Raw genomic sequence first — 25,360 nt, forward strand, 5'->3', positions numbered from 1 at the left:
ATCTCGCGCCAATTTTGTAATATTTTCTTTCTGATGTAACAGCACACCCCGCGAGCCCAGTGCTGGCGCGGGCTCGGCCCGATACAATCGGGTTATCCCTGCCACGTGCAAATGCGCACCAAAGATCACATGAAAGTCGTTGTCGTCCCCGTTACGCCGTTTGAACAAAACTGCACGCTGCTGATTGGCGACGATGGCGCGGCCGCCGTGACCGACCCGGGCGGCGATATCGACCGCATCCTGGCCGCCGCCGAGCAGCACGGTGCCCGCATCGAAAAGATCCTGCTCACGCACGGCCACGTCGACCATTGCGCCGCCGCCGATGCCCTGCGCACGCAGCTCGGCGTGCCCATCGAAGGGCCGCAGAAGGACGAGGCGTTCTGGATCGACCAGTTGCCGATGCAGAGCCAGCGCTTTGGATTTCCGCCGGCCAAGGCGTTCGTGCCGGATCGTTGGCTGGAAGACGGCGACACCGTGGAAGCCGCCGGCCGCACGCTGCAGGTATTCCACTGCCCGGGCCACACGCCCGGCCACGTGGTGTTCTTCAGCGCCGAAGACCGCGTCGCCATCGTCGGCGATGTGCTGTTTGCAGGCTCGATCGGCCGCACGGATTTCCCGCGCGGCAACCATGCAGACCTGATCAACGCCATCCGCACGAAGCTGTGGCCGCTGGGCGACGACGTCACGTTTGTGCCAGGCCATGGACCGGTTTCGACCTTTGGCGATGAGCGGGCCAGCAACCCGTACGTCGCAGATCGCCTGTTTGTCAACGAAGGCTCGGCATGAGCACAGACACCAACGACAGCGCCAACGACAGCGACGACACCTTCGCCGACACCGCGCCGGCCGCACCTGTCGCACCCGCCGACAAACCGCGCCGCAAGCGCGGCAACCAGCCGCCCGACACGCGGCCCGAAATCTACGTCAGCACCGACATCGAGGCCGACGGCCCCATCCCCGGACCGCACTCGATGCTGAGCTTTGCCAGCGCGGCGTACCTGGCCGACAAGACGCTCGTCGGCACGTTTGAAGCGAACCTGGAAACGCTGCCGGGCGCAGAGGGCCATCCGGTGCAGATGCAATGGTGGAAGACGCAGCCGGAGGCGTGGGCCGCGTGCCGCGCCAATCTTGAGGCGCCCGAGGTGGCGCTGCCGCGCTACGTGGAGTGGGTCGAGAGCCTGCCCGGCAAGCCGGTGTTCGTGGCGTTTCCGGCGGGCTTCGATTTCACGTTCATGTTCTGGTACATGATGCGTTTTGCCGGGCGGTCACCGTTTGGCTGGGCGGCGCTCGACATCAAGACGCTGGCCTTTGCGCTCACAGGCATGCCGTATCGGCGCAACGTCAAAGCGGCCTTTCCCGAGCACTGGCACGACCCGCTGCCGCACACGCATATCGCGCTGGATGACGCGAAGGAGCAAGGCGCCCTCTTCTGCAACATGCTCGCCGAGTTGCGCAAACGCGAAGGCGAACGCGCCGCCGCACAAGTGGCCCAGCAATCTGCTCAGGATTGAGCGCCGGACGCGTCACGCATTTCACGAAGATCCGCACGCGGTTTGCCTCTTGCCCGCGTGATGCGCGCACCATGCCGCAACGCAACTTGCGGGCTCGCAAACCCGCGTCTACGCTGGGCTTGTGCGAGCGACCAGACGACTGCGCCACCCGGCGCCGACAAGCAAAGCCACTCGCATACGCCATTTGCTTGCCGTATCGTTTTCGGGCCGCACGTGCCCCCGACGCCGGTGCGTGCCGGCGTCGGCTATCAGCCAACAACGGGAGGTACCGCGGTGCGATTTTCCCGTGACGCGTTTGACACGCAACACTTGCGAGCGATGACGGAGCGCTTGCATTGGCATCGCAAATCCTCTGCGAAGGCGGTTCCGCTGAGCATGCGTGCGCAGCATCTGCAGCACTTGCATCACACGCACAGCAGCGCGCACCACGACGCAGAAGTCATGAAAGTCGCCATGGTCTCGACCGCGGCGGCGCTGGCAGTGGTGCTCGCCGCCCTGCTGGCCGTTGGTTTCGGGTCAGAAATGGCCCGATGGATGGGCCTGGAATGAACCGGTGCCCTTGCGCGTCTTGACGGACGCAGCCCCGGCCCTCGCGCAGAGCGAGATACGGCCACCCCTGAACGGCCTGTCCGATGGAAATCGGCAGGCCGTTCAACTTTGTGGGGCGCGGTGAATTACTTCAGGAATGCATCGAGCGCTTCAGGCGTGCGGCCGATGATGGCGCGGCCGTCGCGCACGAGCACTGGGCGCTGCAGCAGCTTCGGGTGGGCCGCGATGGCCTTGAGCAGTGCGTCGTCCGATGCATCGGCCAGATTGAGCTGCGCGTATTCGTCTTCGTTTTCGCGGACCAGGCTGCGCAGCGGGGTGTCGAGTTGCGCTGCGAGCTTTTTGAGGTCAGCCAGCGTCGGCGGCGTAGCCAGGTATTCGATGACCTCGAGTTGTTCGCCGTTTTTTGCGGCGAAGGATTGGGCTTGTTCGAGGGCCGTGCGGGATTTGGAGCAGCGGGGGTTGTGGTAGATCTGCATGGTTTTTGGGCTTTTGTGTTGGCTTGATGGGGTGGGGTGCAATCTTAAGGGGTGGGGGTTGGATGGGGGTTTCGTTGTTGGTTGTGGGGGGATTCGTGCTTTTTTGTTTTTTGTGGTGCATCCCTTGTTTCATCCCCTGCCGGGGCTGACTCACTTTCTTTGGTCTTGCCCAAAGAAAGTAAGCAAAGAAATGCGCGCCCGAGATGGCGAAAGACTCCTTCAATTTTCATAACCGGGTGGAGGCGGGGAGAACTCGCTGCGCTCAGACAGTTCCCCGCCTTTTTTCCGCCCGCTTACAAAAATTGAAGGCGCCATCAAGGGCAGGAAAGACAAAGGCCAAACCATCTATGCGCAGGCCCAAACGAAAAGGCCAACCGCGCGATGGGTTGGCCTTTCTCTTTTGACGTTGAGCCCTTGATGGCGCCTTGGATTTTTGTTGCGGGGAGGAAAAAGAGGGGAGGCTGTCTGAGCGCAGCGAGTTTGCCTCCCCTCCCTCCCCGCGACACAAATCCAAGGGGAAGTCGCCATCTCGGGCGCGCCTTTCTTTTGCTTACTTTTCTTTGGCAAGACAAAGAAAAGTGAGTCGGTCCCGGCAGGGAACGAAAGGGAGGTGGACCACCAAGGCAAAAACCAAAACACCCCCAAATCACCCGCCCAACAACTCCCCCACCGCACACCCCACCACGACAGTCGCGCCCCGCAAATCATTCAACCGCAGGTTCTCATCCGTGTTGTGCCCCCGCGCTTCCATCAACGTCCGCGGGCCCGCGCCATACAGAACCGTCGGCACGCCATGCGCCGTGTAATGCCGCGCATCGGTATACAGCGGCACGCCATGCACCGGCACATCGCCCCCAAACACCGCCAATGCATTCCGTCGCAACGCGCCAATCAGCGCATCCACGCCCGGCAGTTCGGCAAGCGGCTCCGCCAACAGAATGCGTTCCACCGAAACCTCGATCCCCGGCCGTTCCGCCGCGGCACGCTCGATCACCGCACGCAGTTCGCCTTCGGCATCGCGCCCGGCTTCTTCAGGAATCATCCGGCGGTCCACGCGGAACGTCGCCAGATCAGGCACGACGTTGGTGTTGATGCCGCCCTGAATCAACCCGACGTTGAGCGTTGCGTGGTCGATGCCCGGCACGGCAGATTTGCGCGCAGCGAGTTCGGCGCGATACGCATACACGGCCTGCAGGATGTGCGTGGCCGCTTCGATGGCGTCGATGCCCGTGTGCGGCATGGCGGCGTGCGCCTGCTTGCCGCGCACCGTCACCTGCACGTGCAGGCAGCCGTTGTGCGCCGAGGTGATGCCGTACGCAAAGCCGGCGGAGATGGCGTAATCGGGCTTGCTCAGGCCTTGATCCAGCAGCCACTTGGGGCCGATGTCGCCGCCGGTTTCTTCGTCGTATGTGAAGTGCAGTTCGACCGTGCCGTTGAGTTTGGCGCCGCGCTTTTCCGCTTCGATCAGCGCAAGCAGCGCCCACGTGTAGGTGGCGAAGTCGGACTTGGACACCGCCACGCCGCGGCCGAACATGGTCGGGCCGTGTTCCGTCTCGACGATCTCGCCGCCGTAGGGGTCGTGCGTCCAGCCAAGGCCAGGCGGGACGACATCGCCGTGCGCGTTCATGGCGACCGTGGGGCCGCCGCTGCCGAACGTGTGCCGCACGATCAGGTTGGTGGCGCTGACCATGCCGACGGCGTGCACCTGCGCCTGCGGCACGGCATGCGCTTCCACCGTCAGGCCGAGCGCCTCCAGCAGCGCCTTGGCGCGCGCGGCATGCGGGGCGCAATCGCCGGACGGGTTGTCCGACGGCACTTTCACCAGCTCGCGCAGGAAATCAATCTGCTGCGCATGCGCAGCGTCGACAAATGCGCGGATGTCCGCATCGATGCCGGGGGTGGCGAGTTGGGCCTGGGTCATGTCGATGTCTCGCTGACGGTGGTGGGACGGAGATTGAAAGTGACTGAGCCCCCGTTGTGCGGGGGCTCAGGATCGGCGCGGGTGGCGCGATGCTTACAGCGCGGCTTGCATGGCCTCGGCGGTCAACCACACCGATTCGGCCAGGTCTTGCTCGTCGCAGTTGTGGCCTTCGCCACCACGGTCGACGACGATGAAATCGCTCACCTCGCCCAGGGCCAGCAGCGGGTGGTGCCACACGCCGCGCGCGTAGTTCACGCCTTGCCAGCCGCGCGAGACGAACGCGCGCAACTTCGACGGATCCAGCTCGCCGGCCGGGGCCACGACCACCAGATACGGCTTGTCGTTCTGCGGGATGAAGGCCTGGCTGCCACGCGGGTGGCGCTCCAGCATCTTCACCTCGAACGGCAGCGTACGCGGCTGGCCACGGAACAGGCTGATCAGCGCGCGGCCGCCCTCGCCCACATCGACGTTGGCAAGGTCATGAAAGCGGATGGTCGTGCCCTGGTTGATGGGGAATTGCTTGGCCCCTTCCAGCTCGATCACGTCGCCGAACGGCGCGAAGGCTTCGCGCGTGAGCGGCTCGATGGTCAGCGCAATGCGTGCGGCGGTCTCTTGGCTCATTCGAGCACCCCCCACAGGCGCAGACGCGACACGCCGCCGTCCGGGAACATGTTGAAGCGCACGTGCGTGACGATGCCGAGGTCGGCGATTTCCGCTTCGTAGTAGTGCTGCAGATCCATCTGCAGCTTCTGCTCGGGCAGCAGCGTTTGCCAGAACATGGCTTGCGTCTTCAGCGAGCTGTCGGTGCCGCCCACCACGCGCGCGGCCTGGATGGAAACGCGGTCAGCAAAGTTGCCCTTGAAGTGCGCGGTGTCGACTTCGATCTTGCGGATGCGGCCCGGGTTGGCCAGGGCGATCACGCACCAGTCGTTGCCCGGCTCGCGGCGGCGGCGCGTTTCCCAGCCGTCGCCCATGTTCACGCCACGGCCCGGCATCAGCATGCGCGAGGCCGGCCCGAAGTGTTCGTTGTTGGCTTCGACCACATAGGCGCCGTTTTCCATGGCGGCCAGGTCGAACAGCTTGGTGCGGTCCGCGCCCTTCCAGTCGACTTGCGGCTGGCCGTACACGCGCAAACGCGCGATGCCGCCGTCCGGGAAGATGTTCAGGCGCAGGTGCGTGAAGGCTTGCGGGTTGGCGACGGCCACGTAGGCGTGACTGTTGCCTTGCAGCGTGGTCGACGGAACGATTTCAGTCCACTGCGTGGCCTCGGTCGGCTCGCCATCCGGCAGGTAGGCGGCCTCAATGGAGGCGGCCGGGGGGAAGTTGCCGGTGAAGTGGCTCGTGTCGAGATCGACACCCTTCACGACGCCCGGGCGGGCCAGGCGGACGATGCAGTGGTCATAGCCGCCGTTGCGGCGACGGCGCGTTTCCCAGCCATCCATCCACTTGCCGTGGTCGTCGTACTTGCCCGGAATGAACACCGCCGGCTCGGGGTTGAGCATGCGGTCTTTCGGCGCGAAGAATTCGTCGGTCGCGAACGTGGCCTCTGCGCCGAGGCGGGGGTCCGCCAGGTTCGGATATCGGCGCGTGAAATCCGGCGCGTTCGGATCGAGCGTAGGCATCGCCATGTGGAACTCCTTGGTGTTTGTCTCTGGATGTTATACGGCCAGCCCATCGAACAAAAACGGCGAGTCAGGACACTCGAAACTCTGGCGATGGGAACGCCGGAAGTGCAGCGTAAATGGCGGAAGCACGAGGCTTCGCGGGACTGCATGGGTCGATCCTAGCATGTGAATTCAAAAATTGCATACAAAAATTGGATCGCCTATGATGCCGTCAACGCTCAACAATTCATCGCGACAATTTGTTGCACTGCAGTGAGCGAAACAAAGCCCTGACGACAATCGCAGCAGACCAAATCAGACGATTGAGCGGGGCTTGAGACACCAGTAATCCAAAGGAGGATTCACCATGCAACGCTTTACGCGCCCGTTGTTCGGGCAGGTTTTGATTGCCCTGGCGGTGGGCATCGCGCTGGGCATCTGGGCGCCCGAATTTGCGCAGAAGCTGCAGCCACTCGGTGATGGTTTTCTGAAGCTCATCAAGATGCTGATCGCGCCGATCGTCTTCTCGGTGGTGGTGGTCGGGATCTGCGGTGCCGGCGAGCTGAAGAAGGTCGGGCGCGTAGGCGGCAAGGCTGTCATCTACTTCGAGATCGTGACGACGATCGCCCTCGCGCTGGGCATTGCGCTGGCCTATGTGTTCGGGCCGGGCCACGGCATGAATGTGGATCCGAAATCGCTCGATCCGGCGGCCATGGCGTCGTACATGACCACCGCCAAGCAGGTGGAATCGACCGGCGTTGCGGCGTTCTTCCTCAAGCTGATTCCCGATACGTTTGTCAGCGGCTTTGTGAAGGGCGACATCCTGCAGGTGCTGCTGGTGTCGATCCTGTTCGGTTGCTCGCTGTCGCTGCTGGGTGAGCGGACCAAGCCGTTGGTCAACCTGATCGACCAGCTCTCGCATGTGCTGTTCCGCATGATGGCCGTGATCATCCGCCTGGCGCCGCTGGGCGTGCTGGGCGCGGTGGCGTTCACCGTCGGCAAGTACGGCGCCGGCTCGCTCAAGCAGCTCGGCTTCCTGGTGCTGCTGTTCTACGCAGCCGTCGCGCTGTTCGTATTTGTGGTGCTCGGCACGATCCTGCGCGTGGCGGGCTTCAACATCTTCAAGCTGATCCGCTTCCTGCGCGCCGAACTGCTGGTGGTGCTGGGCACGGCATCGTCCGACGCGGTGCTGCCGTCCATCATGAACAAGCTGGAGAAGATGGGCATCAAGCGCTCGGTGGTCGGCCTCGTCATCCCGACGGGCTACTCGTTCAACCTCGATGCGTTTTCGATCTACCTGACGCTGGCCGCCGTGTTCATCGCGCAGGCGACCAACACGCCGCTGGCGCTGCAGGATCTGCTGCTGATCCTGGGCGTGGCGCTCGTCACCTCCAAGGGCGCGCACGGCATTCCGGGTTCGGCCATTGTGATTCTGGCGGCCACGCTGTCGGTCATTCCGGCCATTCCGGCGATCGGCCTGGTGCTGGTGCTCTCCGTCGACTGGTTCATCGGCATTGCCCGTGCGCTGGGCAACCTGATCGGCAACTGCGTCGCCACGGTGGTCATCGCCGCGTGGGAGAAAGACATCGACCGCGTGCGCGCCAATGCAGTGCTCGACGGGAAGATCGACATCACCGAGGAAGGCGAAGCGATTCCGCACGGCCTTGGCGTGGCGGCACCTGCAGCCCATACGCTGCCGCATGCCTGAAGCCGCGCTGTTGTCGGACGGCGGTAAAATCGGCGCCATGACCGAAACCACCGCCGCCGACATCTCCTCCGAAGGCATTGCCGATGACATCGCGCAGGCGATCGTCGCGCATCGGCTGCCGCCGGGCACCAAGCTGCGCGAAGAGGCGCTGGCGCGGGTCTACCACGTCAGCCGGACCAAGATTCGCGCGGCGCTCCTGATGCTCGCAAAGGACAAGCTGATCCGCATGGAGCCGGATCGCGGTGCGTTCGTCGCCAAGCCGGATGAAACCGAAGCGCGCGAAGTGTTTGCCGTACGCCGCGTGCTGGAAGTCGCGCTGGTGCGCGAGTTCATCGCCAAAGCCACGCCCGCCGATTACAAGCGGCTGGAGAAGCACCTGGCCGAAGAGCACAAGGTGGCGGCCAGCGGCGACCTGTCGGACGTCCCGCGCCGCAATCGCCTGATGGCCGACTTCCACCTTCTGATGGCCGACGTGGTCGGCAACAGCGTGCTCAAGGAGATGCTGTACGAGCTTTCCGCGCGCAGTTCGGTCATCACGATGATGTACCAGTCGACCTACGACGCCGTGCGCTCGTCGGAGGAGCACACGGCCCTGCTGGATGCCGCCAAGCGCGGCGACGTGGACGGCGCCATCGCCCTGATGGAAGAGCACATGGCGCACACCGAGGCGTCGCTCAAGTTCGAATCGCCGGGCGGCCGCGCGACGGATCTCGTAGCCGCCCTCCTCGCCTGACCGCGCGTGCCGACGTATACGCTGCGCGCGCCGGTTTCGGCCGAGCTGGAAATCAAGAAAAGCCGCTTTATCGGATTGGCCGTGCCGGTGGAAGACCGGGCGGCCGCCATGGACGTCATTGCACGCCTGCGCGCCGAGCACCCCGCCGCCACGCACGTCTGCTGGGCGCTACTGGCGGGCGGCCAGTCCGGCATGTCCGACGACGGGGAACCCTCCGGCACGGCGGGCCGCCCCATTCTGGAGGTGCTGCGCCATCACGATCTGGACGGCACGCTTGGCGCCGTGGTGCGTTACTTTGGCGGCGTCAAGCTCGGCGCGGGCGGCCTCGTGCGCGCCTACACGGACGCCATCGCCACCGCGCTCATGCACGCCGAACGCGTGGAGCGCATCGCCAGCACCACGCTCACCCTCTCCACCGATTACGCCGATGAGGCGCGCATCCGCCGCTGGATCGACGATGGCGGCTACACGCTCGTCGATGCTGCGTACGATGCGGGCGTCACGCTGACGGTCCGGTTGCCGGTGACGGACGAGGCGGCGGCGCGGGTCGCGTTGCGGGATCTGACACAAGGGCGCATTGTCATCGCGGACTGAACTGCAAGTTCCGCGTTGTGAGTTGCGCCTCAGCCGCCGCGCGACCAATACCCCGCCTGCCCATACACCGACTTCAGGTGCTCGATAAAGAACCGGATCTTCGCCGGCACCGGCCGCTGCTGCGGGTACACGGCAAGGATGTCGTAGTCGGGCAGCGCATAGTCGTCCAGCACCGTCATCAGCGCGCCGGATTCCAGCTCAGGCTGGATCTCCCACGTTGAGCGCCAGCCCAGGCCCAGGCCTTCGCCCATCCAGCGGTGCAGCAGTTCACCGTCGTTGCAGTCGAGGTTGCCGTTCACCTTCACGGTGACGGCCTTGCCGTTCTGCTGGAAATACCAGCCGCGCTGCTGCCCGCCCTGCAGGTTGAAGGCGAGGCAGTTGTGGCGCGCGAGGTCGTCGAGCGTGCGCGGCACGCCGTGCTTGGCGAAGTACGCGGGCGTGCCGCACACCACGCGCTTGTTCGACGCCAGGCGAATCGCCACGAAGTTCGGATCGATCGCGCCGCCAATGCGGATGCCCACGTCGTAGCCTTCGCGCACGAGGTCGACCACGCGGTCGGTCAGGTTGAACGAGATGCGCACGTCGGGGTTGGCACGCAGAAAGTCCGGCGCATGCGGCGCGACGTGCTTGCGGCCGAACGCTGCGGGGGCCGAGACGATCAGGTGCCCGGTCGCCTTGTGGCGGCCTTCGGCAACGAGCAGCTCCGCGCGGTCCAGCTCGCCCAGCGCCTTCTTGCACTGTTCCATGAAGACCGCGCCCTGCTCGGTCACCGCAATGCGGCGGGTCGACCGGTGCAGCAGCTTCACGCCCAGCCGGGCCTCCAGCGCGTTGATGCGGCGGCCGATCATGACGGGCGTCACGTCCTGCGTGAGCGCGGCGGCGGCCATGCTGCCGTGTTCCACCACGGCGATGAACGCCTCAATCTGCTTGAGTTTGTCCATTCCATCATTCCAGTTCGCAATGTCTGACCATTTTAGTGAGCATTCCGTACCCGGATTGCGGCTTTCTGGCGCATATCACTTGTGACGAATGGCAAAAATGGCGAAGGACGATGTGATCGGTGCAGCCAGCTCACGTCGATATTTTGCGCCGCACAAAATCACGGGAAAACCGCTTCATGGTGCGGTTTTTCAGCTTTTTGATCGCCCCGCGATTGGTGCAGCACGCAAAACGATTCGATATACAGAGTTAGCAATCAAATGACGAAAGCTGCGTTTATCCATATCGGCATGCGGGAATAGGATCAGCTCCAACGTATTCCCACCTTCCCCTTCCTGGAGACCCCCATGCCGAAGATGAGAGCGATTGATGCCGCAGTTGCGGTGATGGAAAAAGAGGGCATCACCACGGCCTTCGGCGTGCCCGGTGCCGCCATCAACCCGTTGTATTCGGCGTTGCGCAAGGCTGGCAGCATCGACCACGTGCTGGCGCGCCACGTTGAAGGCGCCTCGCACATGGCCGAGGGCTACACCCGTGCCGAGCCGGGCAACATCGGCGTGTGCATCGGCACGTCGGGCCCCGCCGGCACCGACATGATCACCGGCCTGTACTCGGCCTGGGCGGATTCGATTCCCATCCTCTGCATCACCGGCCAGGCGCCCCGCGCCCGCCTGTACAAGGAAGATTTCCAGGCCGTCGACATCGAATCGATCGCCAAGCCGGTCACGAAGTGGGCCGTCACCGTGCGTGAGCCGGCGCTGGTGCCACGCGTGTTCCAGCAGGCGTTCCACCTGATGCGCTCGGGCCGCCCGGGCCCGGTGCTGATCGACCTGCCGTTCGACGTGCAAGTCGCCGAGATCGAGTTCGATCCCGACACCTACAGCCCGCTGCCGGTCTACAAGCCCGCGGCCACGCGTGCGCAGGCCGAGCGCGCCATCGAGATGCTGTGCCAGGCCGAGCGCCCGCTGCTGGTGTGCGGCGGCGGCGTCATCAACGCCGATGCGGCCAAGCTGATGGTCGAGTTTGCCGAGCTGGTGAACGTACCCGTCGTCCCGACCCTGATGGGCTGGGGCGTGCTGGCCGATGACCACCCGCTCAACGCCGGCATGGTCGGCCTGCAAACGTCGCACCGCTACGGCAACGCCACGCTGCTGGCGTCGGACTTCGTGTTCGGCATCGGCAACCGCTGGGCCAACCGCCACACCGGCAGCGTCGACGTCTACACCAAGGGCCGCAAGTTCATTCACGTCGATATCGAACCGACCCAGATCGGCCGCGTGTTCGGTCCGGACCTGGGCATCGTGTCGGACGCCAAGGCGGCGCTGGAGAAGTTCATTGAAGTCGCCCGCGAGCTGAAGGCCGCCGGCAAGCTGCCGTGCCGCAAGAGTTGGAACGCCGACGTGCAGAAGCGCAAGCGCACGATGCTGCGTCGCTCCGACTTCGACAACGTGCCCATCAAACCGCAGCGCGTGTACCGCGAGATGAACCAGTACTTCCCGCGCGACGTGCGTTACGTGAGCACGATCGGCCTGTCGCAGATCGCCGCTGCGCAGTTCCTGTCGGTCAACCAGCCGCGCCACTGGATCAACTGCGGCCAGGCAGGCCCGCTGGGCTGGACGATTCCCGCCGCCATCGGCGTGAAGGTGGCCTCGCCTAACAGCGACGTGGTGGCCATCTCGGGTGATTACGACTTCCAGTTCATGATCGAAGAGATGGCGGTGGCCGCGCAGTTCAAGGTGCCGTACATCCATGTGGTGGTGAACAACTCGTACCTGGGCCTGATCCGCCAGGCGCAGCGCAACTTCGAGATGGACTACTGCGTCCAGCTCGCCTTCGACAACGTCAACGCACCCGAGCTGAACGGCTACGGCGTCGACCACGTGAAGGTGGTGGAAGGCCTGGGTTGCAAGGCGATCCGCGTGTTCAAGCCCGAAGACATCGAACCCGCCTTTGCGCAGGCCCGCCTGCTGATGGCGGAGTTCTCGGTGCCGGTGATGGTGGAAGTGATTCTCGAGCGCGTGACCAACATCGCGATGGGCACGGAGATCGACAACGTGGTCGAGTTTGAAGAAGTGCTCGACCTGGAAGACACCCTCACGGAAGCCGAAGGCGCCACCGCATAAAGACGGCGCGCCATTCCCTCACCGTCCGATACAAGGAGAAACCATGACCAAGCTGGCAGCCAACCTGACCATGCTGTTCAACGAGCAGGCCTTCCTCGACCGCTTCGAAGCCGCCGCGCGTGCGGGCTTCCGCGGGGTGGAGTTCTTGTTTCCCTACGCGTTTCATGCTGACCAGATTGCCGATCGCCTGAACCGCTTCCAGCTCGACCTCGTCCTGCACAACCTGCCGGCCGGCAACTGGGACGGCGGCGAGCGCGGTATCGCCATCCTCCCTGACCGCGTGAGCGAGTTTCAGGACGGCGTGGGCGAAGCCATCAAATACGCCAAGGTGCTCGGCGTGAAACAGCTCAACTGCCTGGTGGGCATCCGCCCCGAAGGTGTGAGCGAAGACGCTGCGCGCAAGACGCTGGTGGAGAACCTGAAGTTTGCGGCGAAGGCACTGAAGGCCGAGAAGATTGATCTGCTGATCGAGCCGATCAACACGTTCGATATTCCGGGCTTTTACCTGAACCGCACGCAGCAGGCGCTGGACCTGATCAACGATGTGGACGCGTCCAACCTGTACGTGCAGTACGACATCTATCACATGCAGCGGATGGAAGGCGAAGTGGCCAGCACGCTGAAGCGCCATCTGGACAAGATCAAGCATGTGCAGCTGGCGGACAACCCTGGGCGCAATGAGCCGGGGACTGGGGAGATCAACTATCAGTTCCTGTTCCGTTGGTTGGATGAGATTGGGTACACGGGGTGGGTTGGGTGTGAGTACAAGCCTAAGGCTGGGACGGTTGAGGGTCTAGGCTGGCGTGACGCGCACCAGGTTGCCTGATTCTTTGTTTGGTTTTGCCTCGGTGGTGCATCCCTTGTTTCATCCCCTGCCGGGGCTGACTCACTTTCTTTGTCTTGCCAAAGAAAGTAAGCAAAGAAAGGCGCGCCCGAGATGGCGAAAGATTCCTTGAATTTATGTCGCAGGGAGGGGAAGGGAAAAACTCGCTTCGCTCAGACAGTTTCCCTTCCTTTTTCCTCCCTGCAACAGAAATTCAAGGCGCCATCTAGGGCAACAAAGTCAACGGCCAAACCATCGACCACGAGTGCAGTAGGAACCAACAACACAACGCGAAGCAAAGCGAGCAACACCGCAACAAACAAGAGCCACCGAGGACAGCACACCGATGGTGTGGCCGTACCTTGCCCTAGATGGCGCCTTGAATTTGTGTAAGCGGGCGGAAAAAGGAAGGAGGCTGTTTGAGCGCAGCGAGTTTGCCTCCTTCCCCGCCCGGTTACACAAATTCAAGGAGGGTGTCGCCATCTCGGGCGCGCCTTTCTTTGCTTACTTTCTTTGGCAAGACAAAGAAAGTGAGTCGCCCCCGGCAGGGGGTGAAAGGGAGATGAACCACCAAGGTTCAAACAACCAAATCACCAACACTCAAACCAAGGAGATCCCTCACCATGGCAAACAATCTCAACCTCGGTTTCATCGGCCTCGGCATCATGGGCGCCCCCATGGCAGGCCACCTGCGCGCCGCCGGCCACACGCTCTTCGTGCACGACGTCAACCCGGCGCCCGCCGCACTGGTGGAAGCCGGCGTGACGGTCTGCACGAGCGCAGAAGAAGTCGCCAAGCGCGCCGACATCATCTTCATCATGGTGCCGGACACCCCGCACGTTGAAGCCGTGCTGTTCAGCGAGAAGGGCGTCGCCAAGGCGCTGAAGGATGCCGGCAAGGACGCTGCTGCCGGCAAGATCGTCGTCGACATGAGTTCGATCTCGCCGATCGCGACGAAGGACTTTGCCGCCCGCATCAACAAGACCGGCGCGCAGTACCTGGATGCTCCGGTGTCGGGCGGCGAAGTGGGCGCGAAGGCCGCATCGCTGACGATCATGGTGGGCGGTGAGCAGGCTGCGTTCGATCGCGTGGCACCGCTGTTCCAGCTGATGGGCAAGAACATCACGCTGGTGGGCGGCAACGGCGACGGCCAGACCACCAAGGTGGCCAACCAGATCATCGTGGCGTTGAACATCCAGGCCGTCTCCGAAGCACTGCTGTTCGCATCGAAGGCCGGTGCGGATCCGGCGAAGGTGCGTCAGGCGCTGATGGGCGGCTTCGCGGCCTCGCGCATCCTGGAAGTGCACGGCGAGCGCATGGTCAAGCGTACGTTCGACCCGGGCTTCCGCATCGAGCTGCACCAGAAGGATCTGAACCTGGCGCTGCAAGGTGCGAAGACGCTGGGCGTGGCCCTGCCGAACACGGCCACCGCGCAGGAACTGTTCAACACCTGCGCCGCCAACGGCATGGGCAAGCAGGACCATTCGGCGCTGTGCCGCGCGATCGAGATCATGTCGAACCACGACATCGCCTGAATGCGCGCCTAAGTTGTGTGCACTGTCGCAGCCTTCGGGCGGCGGCAGTCTTTTTGCTGTTTCCCCGCTTTCTGCCATGCACCACGACCAGTCTGCCCAGGCCGCCCTGCGCGCCGCCTTGCCCAATCCGTCGCCGCGCGCGCTGTTGCACGGCCTGTTTGATACCGCGGTGGCTGCGGTCAGCGCTGCGCAATGCCTGCCGGCATTCCTGCCGGAACCGCCGCGTGGCCGCACCATCGTCATCGGCGCCGGCAAGGGCGCAGCGGCGATGGCCGAGGCGGTGGAGCAGCACTGGAAAGGCGAGCTGTCCGGCCTGGTCGTCACGCGTTACGAGCACGGCCGCGCGCCCGGCACGCAGGGCCGCATCGAAGTGGTGGAGGCCTCGCACCCCGTGCCCGATGCAGCCGGCCAACGCGCCGCGCAACGCATGGTCGGCCTGCTCGAAGGTTTGACGGAAGACGACCTCGTGTTGTGCCTGATCTCGGGCGGTGGCTCCGCCCTGCTGGCTGCACCCGCCGAAGGCCTGACGCTGGCCGACAAGCAGTCCGTCAACCGTGCGCTGCTCAAGAGCGGCGCGAGCATCGGCGAGATGAACTGCGTGCGCAAGCACCTGTCGTCGATCAAGGGCGGGCGCCTGGCACTGGCGTGCGCACCGGCGCGTGTGGAGACGCTGCTGATCTCGGATATTCCCGGCGACGATCCGACGCTCATCGCCAGCGGCCCGACGCTGCCCGACGCCACCACCTGCGCAGATGCGCTGGCCGTGATCGACAAATACGGCATCGACGTGCCGGAAGCGGTGCGCCGTCATCTGGAAAGCGGCGCGGGCGAGACGCCCAAGCCCGGCGATGCACGTTTCGAAGGCCATCGCAGCCACGTCATCGCGACGGCCCAGCACGCGCTGGAGGCTGCCGCCGCGCAGGCGCGCTCGCTCGGTTACGAGGCGCACATCCTGTCGGACAGCATTGAAGGCGAGGCGCGCGATGTGGCCGAAGTGCATGCCGGCATCGTGCGGCAGATCGTGGCGCGCAACCAGCCGTTCACCAAGCCGTGCGTGATTCTGTCGGGTGGTGAAACCACGGTGACCGTGCGCGGTAATGGGCGCGGCGGGCGCAATGCCGAGTTCCTGCTGGCGCTGGGCGTGGCGTTGGATGGTTTGCCGGGTGTGCATGCGATTGCTTGCGATACCGATGGCATCGATGGCTCGGAAGACAACGCTGGCGCGATGTTGACGCCGGATAGTCTGGCGCGTGCTGAAGCGCTTGGGTTGCGGGCTAAGCAACTGCTCGACAACAACGATGGGTATGGGTTTTTTGATGCGCTTGGTGATTTGATTGTGACTGGGCCTACGCGGACTAATGTGAATGACTTTCGGGCGATTTTGATTACTGGGTGAGTGATTTGGATGCGGGGATGGATTGATGTTTTTGGTTTTGTGGTGCATCCCTTGTTTCATCCCCTGCCGGGGCTGACTCACTTTTCTTTGTCTTGCCAAAGAAAAGTAAGCAAAAGAAAGGCGCGCCCGAGATGGCGACTTCCCCTTGAATTTATGTCGCAGGGAGGGGAAGGGAAAAACTCGCTTCGCTCAGACAGTTTCCCTTCCTTTTTCCTCCCTGCAACAGAAATTCAAGGCGCCATCTAGGGCCCCAACGGCCAAACCATCGGAACACGACTGCAGCAGGAGCGAGCAGCACAACGCGAAGCAAAGCGAGCAGCAACAGCAACAAACAAGAGCCACCAGGGCCCGCACACCAACGGTTCGGCCGTTGACGTTCCTGCCCTAGATGGCGCCTTGAGTTTGTGTAAGCGGGCGGAACAAAGACGGGGAACTGTCTGAGCGCAGCGAGTTTTCCCCGTCTCCGCCCGGTTACACAAATTCAAGGAAGGGGTCGCCATCTCGGGCGCGCCTTTCTTTGCTTACTTTCTTTGGCAAGACAAAGAAAGTGAGTCGCCCCCGGCAGGGGGTGAAAGGGAGATGGACCACCCAGGTCCGCAAACGCAGCAAGCAATAGCCAGCCCACCGGAGCCATCAACGATGCGCCGCTTCCGCAACACCAAAATCCTCGCCACCCTCGGCCCCGCCAGCAGTGACAAAGACACCATCCGCGCCCTCTTCGACGCCGGCGCAGACGTCTTCCGCCTGAACTTCAGCCACGGCTCGCACGAAGACCACCGCAAGCGCTACGACACCGTGCGCGCGGTGGAGGCCGAGACCGGCCGGCCGATCGGCATCCTCGCTGACATGCAAGGCCCGAAGCTGCGCATCGGCACGTTTGCCGACGGCCGCGTCGTGCTCAAGAACGGGGATCGCTTTGTGCTCGACCGCGACCCGACGCCGGGCGATGTCACGCGCGTGCATCTGCCGCATCCGGAGCTGTACGCCGCGACCGCGCCGGGCCAGTCGCTGTTGCTGGACGACGGCAAGATCCGCCTGGCCGTGGAAGCCGCGGACCCGACGGCCATCGTCACGCGTGTGGTCGATGGCGGCCCGCTGTCGGACCGCAAGGGCGTGAACGTGCCGGATGCCGTGATCCCCATCCCTGCGCTCACCGAGAAAGACCTGCGCGATCTGGACTTCGCGCTGTCATTGGGTGTGGACTGGATTGCGCTGTCGTTCGTGCAGCGCGCCGAAGACGTGATCGCCGCACGCGAGATCATCGGCGACCGTGCTGGGCTGCTCTCGAAGATCGAAAAGCCCGCCGCGCTGCTGCACCTGGAAGACATCGTGCAGGCGTCTGACGCGCTGATGGTGGCGCGCGGCGACCTGGGTGTGGAGCTGCCGCCCGAGCGCGTGCCCGGTGTGCAGAAGCGCATCCTGCGCATGGCGCGCCAGCACGGCAAGCCGGTGGTGGTGGCCACGCAGATGCTGGAATCGATGATCGAAGCGCCGGTGCCGACGCGCGCCGAAGCCTCCGACGTGGCCAGCGCCGTGTACGACGGCACCGATGCCGTGATGCTGTCGGCCGAGTCGGCCAGCGGCAAGCATCCGGTGGCGGCGGTCAGCATCATGAACCGCATCATTGCCGAGACCGAACGCGATCCGCTCTACCGCAACTTGATCGACGCGCAACACCAACCGCCGCTGCCGACCCGGCAGGACGCCATCTGCGCGGCCTTGCGTGACGTGACGCACATCCTCGGCGCAGTGGCCACCGTCACGTACACGTCCAGCGGCAAGACGAGCCTGCGCGCCGCACGCGAGCGGCCGCTGGCGCCCATCGTCAGCATCACGCCGCGACTGGATACCGCGCGCCGGCTGGCGATTGCGTGGGGCGTGCACAGCACCGTCAGCCCGGACGTGAGCAATGTCGACGAGATGGTGGATGCGGCGTGCCGCGCCGCCGCGCGTGAAGGCTTTGCCGTGTCGGGCGACCAGATCGCCATCACGGCGGGCATGCCGTTCGGCCAGGCCGGTTCGACCAACCTGCTGCGCCTGGCGGAAATCTGGCCGCAGACGTTGGTCGGCGCTCAGGCGCAAACCACCGCGCTGCAGCCGGAACCGGCAACGGTCTGACGGGGCTTCGAGTCGGTCAGCGGATCAGACCACCTTGGAGTAGCGCGGGACGAAGGTGACGGGCTTGCCCTCGGCTTCCACCGCGCCCTCCGTGCCCGCCTGGCGCAGGTGCGAATCGAAGACCATCGCGATGCGGCGCACGAGCAGCCGCCCTTGCGGCGTGATGACGATACGCTCGTCCCCCACCCTCACCAGGCCGGCTTCCTCCAGCGGCGCCAGCGCCCGCAGCTCGCTCGCAAAGGTGCGCTTGAAGTCCAGCCCGTGGCGCACGCCGAATGCGCGCATGTTCAGTTCAAATCCGCACATCAATTCGCCAATCAGCGCGCGGCGCACGTGGTCGTCGGGCGTGAGCGACATGCCGCGCAGCACGGCAAGTTCGCCGGCATCGATGCGCGCGTAGTACGCGTCGAGATCCTTTTCGTTCTGCGCATATACATCGCCCACCCGGCTGATGGCGGACACGCCAAACGCCAGCATGTCGCAATCGGCGTGCGTGGAGTAGCCCTGGAAATTGCGTTGCAGCCGCCCTTCGCGTTGCGCGATGGCAAGTGCATCGTCGGGCCGCGCGAAGTGGTCCATGCCGATGTAGACATAACCCTCGGCGACAAGGCGTTCCACCGTCATCGCAAGGAGGTCGAGTTTTTGGTCTGCAGTCGGCAGCGTGAGCATGTCGATGCGGCGCTGCGCCTTGAACAAGTGCGGCAGGTGCGCATAGCTGTAGACGGACAGCCGATCAGGCGCCATCTCCAGCACGCGGTCCAGCGTGGCATTGAACGTTTCGGTGCGCTGATACGGCAGGCCGTAGATCAGGTCGAAGCTGATCGACTCGAAGCCCAGCCGGCGCGCGGTGTCGACCACGCGGCGTGTCTCTTCCACGCTCTGGATGCGGTGAACAGCGCGCTGGACGTCGGGGTCGAAGTCTTGGATGCCAAGGCTCGCACGGTTGAAGCCGATCTCGGCCAGGACTTCGAGCGTGGCGTCGTCGGCGTGGCGCGGGTCGAGTTCGACGGAGATTTCGGCGTCGCCCGTCAGCGCAAAATGCTCGCGCGTCGCGGCCATCACGGCGCGCATCTCGTCGTGCGCGAGAAACGTGGGTGTGCCGCCGCCCCAGTGCAATTGCGTCACGCGGCGCAGTGGGCCGATCTGGTTGGCCACCATGGCCATCTCACGCGCGAGCGTTTCAACGTAGCGGGCACTGCGCGAGCGGTCCTTGGTGACGACCTTGTTGCAGCCGCAGTAGTAGCAAAGGTTCGCGCAAAACGGCAGGTGCATGTACAGCGACAGCGGCGCGTGCAGCGCAGGCGCGATCGCGGCGCGGCGGTGCAAGGCGTCGAGGTAATCGGCGTTGCCAAACTGGTTGTGAAAGCGGTCAGCCGTCGGATACGAGGTATAGCGCGGGCCGTGCGTATCAAAACGCTGCGCGAGCGCGCGCACCTGGGGAGCTGACCAGCGGAAAGCGCTGTCGTTGGCAGCGGACGGAGGGTCGGCCGGCTTGGCGAACGGAAACATGGGGCGGTTCTAGTGGGGGCGATGGTTCATCCTAAAACCGCGATGTGAGCGCCGGGTTGATGTGTGTCAACGTCGGTCAATGCGTGTTCCAAAGCGTTGTGTGCTGCACGCGGGGCGTCACGGCGGCACAACAGGGCTGGCCTTTGACGGGTGTTTTGGGGGGGGTGGTTTTGGTTTTGGTTTTGGTTTTGGTCTTGGCCTTGGCCTTGGTGGTGCATCCCTTGTTTCATCCCCTGCCGGGGCTGACTCACTTTCTTTGGTCTTGCCCAAAGAAGGTAAGCAAAGAAATGCGCGCCCGAGATGGCGAAAGACTCCTTCAATTTTCGTAACCGGGCGGAGACGGGGAAAACTCGCTGCGCTCAGACAGTTCCCCGTCTTTTTTCCGCCCGCTTACGAAAATTGAAGGCGCCATCTAGGGCAGGAACGGCCAAACACTCGGTATGCCGGTGCAAACGAAAAAGCGAGCCTTGGTGGCTCGCTTCGTGTTCGATGGTTTGCTTTTCCCTTGCCCTAGATGGCGCCTTGGATTTTTGTTGCGGGAAGGATAAAGAGGGGAGGCCTGTTTGAGCGCAGCGAGTTTGCCTCCCCTCCCTTCCCGCGACACAAATCCAAGGGGAAGTCGCCATCTCGGGCGCGCCTTTCTTTTGCTTACTTTTCTTTGGCAAGACAAAGAAAAGTGAGTCGGTCCCGGCAGGGAACGAAAGGGGAGTGGACCACCAAGGCAAAAATCAAAAACCCAATCAAGAAGCCACAGTCTTCTTAGCCGCCAACAACCCCTTCAACGCCCCCAACCGATCCTTCGGCGACATCGCCGGCATGGTGTCCTCCGGCGTCGGCCCGGCATCCTCCCCAAGCTTCATCTCCGCGATATAGCGCGACGGCTCGCACACCACCGTCTCCCGCGCCCGCTTGCGCTTCTTGCACCAGCTGATATGCAGGCTGCGCTGCGCCCGCGTAATGCCCACATACATCAGCCGCCGCTCTTCTTCGATCTTCTCGTCCGTCAGATCGTCGTCTTCGCGGCAATGCGGCAGGATGCCTTCCTCCACGCCCACCAGAAACACGTGCGGATACTCGAGCCCCTTGCTTGCGTGCAGCGTGGACAGGCGCACCGCATCCGGGTCCTCTTCCTTGCCTTCGAGCATGCTGATCAGCGCGATGGTCTGCGTGAGTTCCAGCAGGTTTTTACCGGCGTCCATCAGGCCATCCGCGTTGTCGAAACCGGTGGCCTCTTTGTCGTCACCTTCGTCGTCATCCTTCTCGGGCTTGGTGCCCTTGCGCTTGAGCCAGTCGAGAAACTCCAGCACGTTGGTCCACTTGTTCTGCGCCTGCCGCTCGTCGTACGTGTCGTACAGGTAGGCCTCGTAATGGATGCCTTCCATCATCTCGTCGAGCAGCGTGGCGGCGGGCTCCTTGGCGGCGCGGTCCGAGAGCCGCACGATGAATTCGCAGAACACCCGCAGCGGCTCCAGCTGGCGCGGCGCGAGTTGCGCTTCGATGCCGCCCATCATCGCCGCTTCAAACAGCGACACCTTGGCCTGCCCCGCAAATGCGCCCAGCACTTCGAGCGTTGCGTTGCCCACGCCGCGCTTGGGCGTGGTGATGGCGCGGATGAACGCAGGATCATCATCGGCATTGGCAATCAGCCGCAGATAGGCGCACAGATCCTTGATCTCGGCCTTGTCGAAAAAGCTCTGCCCGCCCGAGAGCACATACGGAATGCGCTCGCGGCGCAGGATCTGCTCGAACAGGCGCGCCTGGAAGTTGCCGCGATACAGGATCGCGTAATCCCGAAACTGCGCGCGGCGCTCGAACTTGTGGGCGGACAGCTTGAAGACGACGCTTTCGGCTTCGTGTTCTTCGTCATTCGCGCTGGTCACGTTGATGGCATCGCCCATGCCGTGCTCGCTCCACAGCGTCTTCTCGAACAGCTTCGGGTTCTGCGCGATGACTGCGTTCGCGGCGTTCAGGATGCGCACGGTGGAGCGGTAGTTCTGCTCCAGCTTGATGACCTTCAGGTTCGGAAAATCCGTCTGCAGCAGCTTGAGGTTGTCGAGCGTGGCGCCGCGCCAGCCGTAGATGGCCTGGTCGTCGTCCCCCACCGCCGTGAAGGCCGGCGCACGCAGGTGGGAGCCACCCGCCAGCAGCTTCAGCAACTGGTACTGGCAGGCGTTGGTGTCTTGATATTCATCGACAAGGAAGTAGCGCAGGCGGTTCTGCCACTTCAGGCGCACGTCTTCATTGCGCGCGAACAGCTCGGCGGGAATGCGGATGAGGTCGTCAAAATCCACCGCCTGATACGCATGCAGCGTCGCGACGTAGTTGCGGTAGACGAGCGCAGCCTGGTGGTCGTCGACGTTGTTGTTGGCGAGCGCCTCGGCAATCGCGGTGTCCGGATCGACGAGACCGTTCTTCCACAGCGAGATCGTGCTCTGCACGCGGCGGATCAGCTGCTTGTCGGTCGTCGCGAGTTGCTCTTGGATCATGCCGAAGCAATCGTCGGAATCCATGATCGAGAAACGCGGCTTGAGGCCGACGTGTTCAGCCTCGGCGCGCAATATCTGCACGCCAAGGGAGTGGAACGTACAGACCGTCAACTGCTTGATGGGAATGCGCTTGCCGTCTTCGCGTGTCTTGCCGTCCATCAGCTTGGCCACGCGCTCCTGCATTTCCTTGGCCGCCTTGTTGGTAAACGTAACGGCGGCGATGTGCTTGGGCTCGAAGCCCTTGTCGAGGATCAGGTGCGCGATCTTCTGCGTGATCACGCGCGTCTTGCCCGAGCCCGCCCCCGCGAGCACCAGGCATGGGCCGTCGAGGTAGTGCACAGCTTCGGATTGGGCTGCATTGAGCCCGTGGGCGAGACCGGAAGACATGGGGACAGGCGGAAGAAAAAGCAGGCGGGAACGACAGCGGAGGGCGATGGTAGCACGGCGCTTTTGCGTCGATTGAGCAGATGGCAAACCCTTCACCGGGGCGCCAGCGGAGGTGCCCGATACCGCACCGCATGCGTTTGCGCCCCTCCCTTTTCGCAGGGGCGTTACATCGCTTACGCGCCGTTACACGAACACCGTACACGGCGCTCCTCAGCACGCCGTTATGGATGGGACAGCGGCTGAATCGGTCAGTCGCCCACCGGAGAACGCACCATGAACCGCATCGTCAAAGCCCTGGCCATCAGCGCCGTCGCCCTGTCTGCCACCACCGGCGCCTTCGCCCAGACGCAATGGCAAAAGGACCACCCGCGCCGCGCCGAGGTCAACCACCGGCTCGCCAACCAGAACAAGCGCATCCACAACGAAGTGAAGGAAGGCGAAATCACCAAGAGCCAGGCGCGCCAGCTGCACAAGGAAGACCGCCAGATTCGCCAGGAAGAGCGCGACATGGCAGCCCAAAACGGTGGGCACATCACCAAACAGGAACAGCGCACGCTGAACCAGCAGGAAAACCAGGTCAGCCGCCAAATCGGCAAGTAAGCCAAAGCAAGACCAGCAAGACCAGCCACACCCGCACTCCGGCCACACCCGAACAAGGCGCTCCCGCCCGCGCCCCGACGGTGTGGCCGTTGTCTTTGGCCTTTGACGGTCCTGCCCCAGATGGCGCCTTGAATTTCTGTTGCAGAGAGGAAAAAGGAAGGGAAACTGTCTGAGCGCAGCGAGTTTTTCCCTTCCCCTCTCTGCGACATAAATTCAAGGAATCTTTCGCCATCTCGGGCGCGCCTTTCTTTTGCCTACTTTTCTTTGGCAAGACAAAGAAAAGTAGGTCGGTCCCGGCAGGGAACGAAAGGGGGGTGGACCACCAGCACAAAAAAGCCAGCCCTCCCCCCAACCCAAAACCGCCAAGTCCACCCCAATTGACAATCCCATCCCCCTTCCGTAAATTCCGCCCATCCATCCGGGAGAGCGTGCCCGCCGTACACGGCAAGGCGCCGCCGAAGGGGTAGCACCCGAAAACTCTCAGGCATCCAGGACCGGGCGGATCGGCGGACATGCGTCCGACCGCACTCTGGAGAGCTGGCGCCGCACGACCACTGCGGGCGCCCACCGAAGGGGCTCACGAACGGCGCGCACCGCTATGCGCACCGCTTCGCAATCTCTCAGGTACCAAGGACAGAGGGGCCATCTGCGCAGCTTGTTGATCTTCATGGCGTCACCATGAGGCATCAGGCTGCGCGGATGGCCTTTTTGCTTTTCTGGTTCCCGATCCATGCGCCGCGCCCAGGCCACGGCGGCGCACTCAGCCGAGAGATTCCATGACGCTCCAACACACGCCGCTCAATGCCATCCACCGCTCGCTGGGCGCCCGCATGGTCGACTTTGGCGGCTGGGACATGCCCGTCAACTACGGCTCCCAGATCGAAGAGCACCACGCCGTCCGCCAGGACGCAGGCGTCTTCGACGTCTCGCACATGTGCGTGGTCGACCTCACCGGCGCGCGCGTGCGCGATTTCCTGCGTGGGCTGCTCGCCAACAACGTCGACAAGCTCCAGACGCCCGGCAAGGCGCTCTACAGCTGCATGCTGAACCCCAAGGGCGGCGTGATCGACGATCTGATCGTCTATTTCTTCCGCGAAGACTGGTTCCGCCTGGTGGTCAACGCCGGCACGGCGCCGACCGACCTGGAGTGGATCGTCGCGCAGAACGCCGCCGCCGGCACCGACGTGACCATCACGCCGCGCCGCTCCGACAACAACGCAGGCGCCGAGCCGCTCGGCATCCTGGCCGTGCAGGGCCCGAACGCGCGTGCCAAGACCTACGCCGCGCTGCCCGGCACGCAGGCCGTGGGCGACGCGCTCAAGCCGTTCAACGCCGGCTTCGTCACCGTGGAAAACGTGGGCGAGATCATGGTGGCCCGCACCGGCTACACCGGTGAAGACGGTTTCGAACTGGTGGTGCCGGCCGCGCAGATCGCGGGCGTCTGGGAGCGCCTCCTGCAGGCCGGCGTGCGTCCGGCAGGCCTGGGCGCGCGCGACACGCTGCGCCTGGAAGCCGGCATGAACCTCTACGGCCAGGACATGGACGAGCACGTTTCGCCGCTCGACGCCGGCCTCGCCTGGACGGTCGATCTGCAAAGCGAACGCGACTTCACCGGCAAGGCCGCGCTGCAAGCCGGCGGCCAGCGCGAACAGTTCGTCGGCCTGATCCTGCGCGACAAGGGCGGCGTGCTGCGCGCCCACCAGAAGGTCATCACCACCGCCGGTGACGGCGAGATCACCAGCGGCACGTTCAGCCCGAGCCTGTCGCTGTCCATTGCACTGGCGCGCCTGCCCAAGGACGTGGCCATCGGCACCGACGTACAGGTCGAAATTCGCGACCGCAAGTTGACCGCGACTGTGGTTAAACTGCCGTTCGTGCGCAATGGCAAGGCGCTGGTCAGCTGAACACCGAATCTGCATTCCCAAATACCCATCTTCCGGAGAAACCTTTCATGAGCAACGTCCCCGCCGATCTGAAGTACACCGAACACGACGAGTGGATCCGCGTTGAAGCCGACGGCACGCTGACCATCGGCATTACCGACTTCGCGCAGGAACAGCTCGGCGACATCGTCTTCCTGGAACTGCCGGAAGCCGGCCGCGCCGTCGCCAAGGACGAAGCGATTGCCGTGGTGGAGTCGGTCAAGGCCGCATCCGACATCTTCGCCCCGGTGGCCGGCGAGATCGTCGCCAACAACGCTGATGCCGCCGGCGCGCCGGAATCCGTGAACGCAGGCGCCTACGAGGCTTGGCTGTTCAAGATCAAGCCGACCAACGCCGACGACGTGAACGCCCTGATGTCGGCTGCTGATTACGAAGCCAAGATCGGCTAAGCCGGTCCTCCGGCCG

At 63.9% G+C, this 25,360-nt stretch carries 21 protein-coding genes, 1 pseudogene and 2 riboswitches; of the genes and pseudogenes, 15 read left to right on the forward strand and 7 right to left on the reverse strand.

Going from position 1 to position 25,360, the window contains the following annotated elements:
- Positions 1-129: 129 nt before the first annotated feature.
- From ABIC76_RS08450 to ABIC76_RS08460, 3 genes are all read left to right on the forward strand, one after another.
- Entirely contained in the window at positions 130-786 is a 657-nt protein-coding gene (locus ABIC76_RS08450; RefSeq protein WP_102065080.1) for an MBL fold metallo-hydrolase, read from the forward strand.
- The gene (locus ABIC76_RS08455) at positions 783-1,511 is read left to right on the forward strand and encodes a 3'-5' exonuclease family protein (protein WP_354533681.1); all 729 of its coding nucleotides are present in this window, start codon (positions 783-785) and stop codon (positions 1,509-1,511) included. Before ABIC76_RS08450 ends, ABIC76_RS08455 begins: the two co-directional genes overlap by 4 nt.
- 273 nt (positions 1,512-1,784) lie before the next feature.
- Entirely contained in the window at positions 1,785-2,060 is a 276-nt protein-coding gene (locus ABIC76_RS08460) for a hypothetical protein (protein WP_009239603.1), read from the forward strand.
- Between the two features lie 125 nt (positions 2,061-2,185).
- On the opposite strand, the gene ABIC76_RS08465 is transcribed toward ABIC76_RS08460, so the two are convergent.
- The 4 genes from ABIC76_RS08465 to alc all read right to left on the reverse strand — a co-directional run bounded on the left by ABIC76_RS08465 (position 2,186) and on the right by alc (position 6,085).
- Entirely contained in the window at positions 2,186-2,536 is a 351-nt protein-coding gene (locus ABIC76_RS08465; RefSeq protein ID WP_354533682.1) for an arsenate reductase family protein, read from the reverse strand.
- Positions 2,537-3,182: 646 nt separating this feature from the next.
- Positions 3,183-4,457, reverse strand: a complete 1,275-nt coding sequence (locus ABIC76_RS08470; protein WP_354533683.1) for a M20/M25/M40 family metallo-hydrolase — start codon at positions 4,455-4,457, stop codon at positions 3,183-3,185.
- A 93-nt stretch (positions 4,458-4,550) separates the two neighbouring features.
- Entirely contained in the window at positions 4,551-5,078 is a 528-nt protein-coding gene (locus tag ABIC76_RS08475) for an ureidoglycolate lyase (RefSeq protein ID WP_027678487.1), read from the reverse strand.
- Entirely contained in the window at positions 5,075-6,085 is a 1,011-nt protein-coding gene (gene alc / locus ABIC76_RS08480) for an allantoicase (protein WP_343550221.1), read from the reverse strand. The genes ABIC76_RS08475 and alc overlap by 4 nt, the downstream gene beginning before the upstream one ends.
- Before the next feature lie 343 nt (positions 6,086-6,428).
- Between alc and ABIC76_RS08485 the strand changes: the two genes are divergently transcribed.
- From ABIC76_RS08485 to ABIC76_RS08495, 3 genes are read left to right on the forward strand one after another with little or no spacing between them, the layout of a single operon-like run.
- Positions 6,429-7,769: a C4-dicarboxylate transporter DctA gene (locus ABIC76_RS08485; RefSeq protein ID WP_027678489.1), complete on the forward strand. Its 1,341-nt coding sequence runs from the start codon at positions 6,429-6,431 to the stop codon at positions 7,767-7,769.
- The gene (locus ABIC76_RS08490) at positions 7,762-8,502 is read left to right on the forward strand and encodes a GntR family transcriptional regulator (protein WP_442968591.1); all 741 of its coding nucleotides are present in this window, start codon (positions 7,762-7,764) and stop codon (positions 8,500-8,502) included. Before ABIC76_RS08485 ends, ABIC76_RS08490 begins: the two co-directional genes overlap by 8 nt.
- Before the next feature lie 6 nt (positions 8,503-8,508).
- A complete protein-coding gene (locus ABIC76_RS08495) occupies positions 8,509-9,096 on the forward strand; it encodes an IMPACT family protein (protein ID WP_354533684.1) in 588 nt (195 codons plus the stop codon).
- 29 nt (positions 9,097-9,125) lie between these two features.
- On the opposite strand, the gene ABIC76_RS08500 is transcribed toward ABIC76_RS08495, so the two are convergent.
- On the reverse strand, positions 9,126-10,037 hold the full coding sequence (locus ABIC76_RS08500; RefSeq protein WP_102063977.1) for a LysR family transcriptional regulator: 912 nt from the start codon (positions 10,035-10,037) through the stop codon (positions 9,126-9,128).
- A 97-nt stretch (positions 10,038-10,134) separates the two neighbouring features.
- Between ABIC76_RS08500 and ABIC76_RS08505 the strand changes: the two genes are divergently transcribed.
- The 6 genes and pseudogenes from ABIC76_RS08505 to pyk all read left to right on the forward strand — a co-directional run bounded on the left by ABIC76_RS08505 (position 10,135) and on the right by pyk (position 18,030).
- A complete protein-coding gene (locus tag ABIC76_RS08505) occupies positions 10,135-10,299 on the forward strand; it encodes a hypothetical protein (RefSeq protein WP_354533685.1) in 165 nt (54 codons plus the stop codon).
- 83 nt (positions 10,300-10,382) lie between these two features.
- Positions 10,383-12,158, forward strand: coding sequence for a glyoxylate carboligase (gcl, locus tag ABIC76_RS08510; RefSeq protein ID WP_354533686.1), 1,776 nt, complete (start codon positions 10,383-10,385; stop codon positions 12,156-12,158).
- A gap of 43 nt (positions 12,159-12,201) precedes the next feature.
- Entirely contained in the window at positions 12,202-12,984 is a 783-nt protein-coding gene (gene hyi, locus ABIC76_RS08515; RefSeq protein WP_354533687.1) for a hydroxypyruvate isomerase, read from the forward strand.
- A 617-nt stretch (positions 12,985-13,601) separates the two neighbouring features.
- Positions 13,602-14,516: pseudogene (glxR, locus tag ABIC76_RS08520) on the forward strand (2-hydroxy-3-oxopropionate reductase); the annotation flags it as partial.
- A 76-nt stretch (positions 14,517-14,592) separates the two neighbouring features.
- The gene (locus tag ABIC76_RS08525; protein ID WP_354533689.1) at positions 14,593-15,912 is read left to right on the forward strand and encodes a glycerate kinase type-2 family protein; all 1,320 of its coding nucleotides are present in this window, start codon (positions 14,593-14,595) and stop codon (positions 15,910-15,912) included.
- Positions 15,913-16,551: 639 nt separating this feature from the next.
- Entirely contained in the window at positions 16,552-18,030 is a 1,479-nt protein-coding gene (gene pyk / locus ABIC76_RS08530) for a pyruvate kinase (protein ID WP_316891911.1), read from the forward strand.
- 24 nt (positions 18,031-18,054) lie between these two features.
- Here the strand turns inward: pyk and hemN are convergent, their stop codons facing one another.
- Complete coding sequence (gene hemN / locus ABIC76_RS08535; protein ID WP_354533690.1) at positions 18,055-19,539, reverse strand: oxygen-independent coproporphyrinogen III oxidase; 1,485 nt, start codon at positions 19,537-19,539, stop codon at positions 18,055-18,057.
- Positions 19,540-20,279: 740 nt separating this feature from the next.
- Positions 20,280-22,412 carry a UvrD-helicase domain-containing protein gene (locus ABIC76_RS08540; protein ID WP_354533691.1) on the reverse strand — a complete coding sequence of 711 codons (2,133 nt, stop codon included), beginning with the start codon at positions 22,410-22,412 and terminating at the stop codon, positions 20,280-20,282.
- Between the two features lie 273 nt (positions 22,413-22,685).
- On the opposite strand from ABIC76_RS08540, the gene ABIC76_RS08545 reads away from it, so the two are divergent.
- The 3 genes from ABIC76_RS08545 (at position 22,686) to gcvH (ending at position 25,344) form a co-directional block, all read left to right on the forward strand.
- On the forward strand, positions 22,686-23,012 hold the full coding sequence (locus tag ABIC76_RS08545; protein WP_027678500.1) for a hypothetical protein: 327 nt from the start codon (positions 22,686-22,688) through the stop codon (positions 23,010-23,012).
- 409 nt (positions 23,013-23,421) lie between these two features.
- Positions 23,422-23,519, forward strand: a riboswitch (glycine riboswitch).
- A gap of 12 nt (positions 23,520-23,531) precedes the next feature.
- A riboswitch (glycine riboswitch) is annotated at positions 23,532-23,659 on the forward strand.
- A gap of 129 nt (positions 23,660-23,788) precedes the next feature.
- The gene (gene gcvT / locus ABIC76_RS08550; protein WP_102063984.1) at positions 23,789-24,916 is read left to right on the forward strand and encodes a glycine cleavage system aminomethyltransferase GcvT; all 1,128 of its coding nucleotides are present in this window, start codon (positions 23,789-23,791) and stop codon (positions 24,914-24,916) included.
- Positions 24,917-24,963: 47 nt separating this feature from the next.
- Positions 24,964-25,344, forward strand: coding sequence for a glycine cleavage system protein GcvH (gene gcvH / locus ABIC76_RS08555; protein ID WP_009239583.1), 381 nt, complete (start codon positions 24,964-24,966; stop codon positions 25,342-25,344).
- Positions 25,345-25,360 lie beyond the last annotated feature (16 nt).

Source organism: Ralstonia sp. 1138 (assembly GCF_040544795.1).
Classification (GTDB): Bacteria; Pseudomonadota; Gammaproteobacteria; order Burkholderiales; family Burkholderiaceae; genus Ralstonia; species Ralstonia flatus.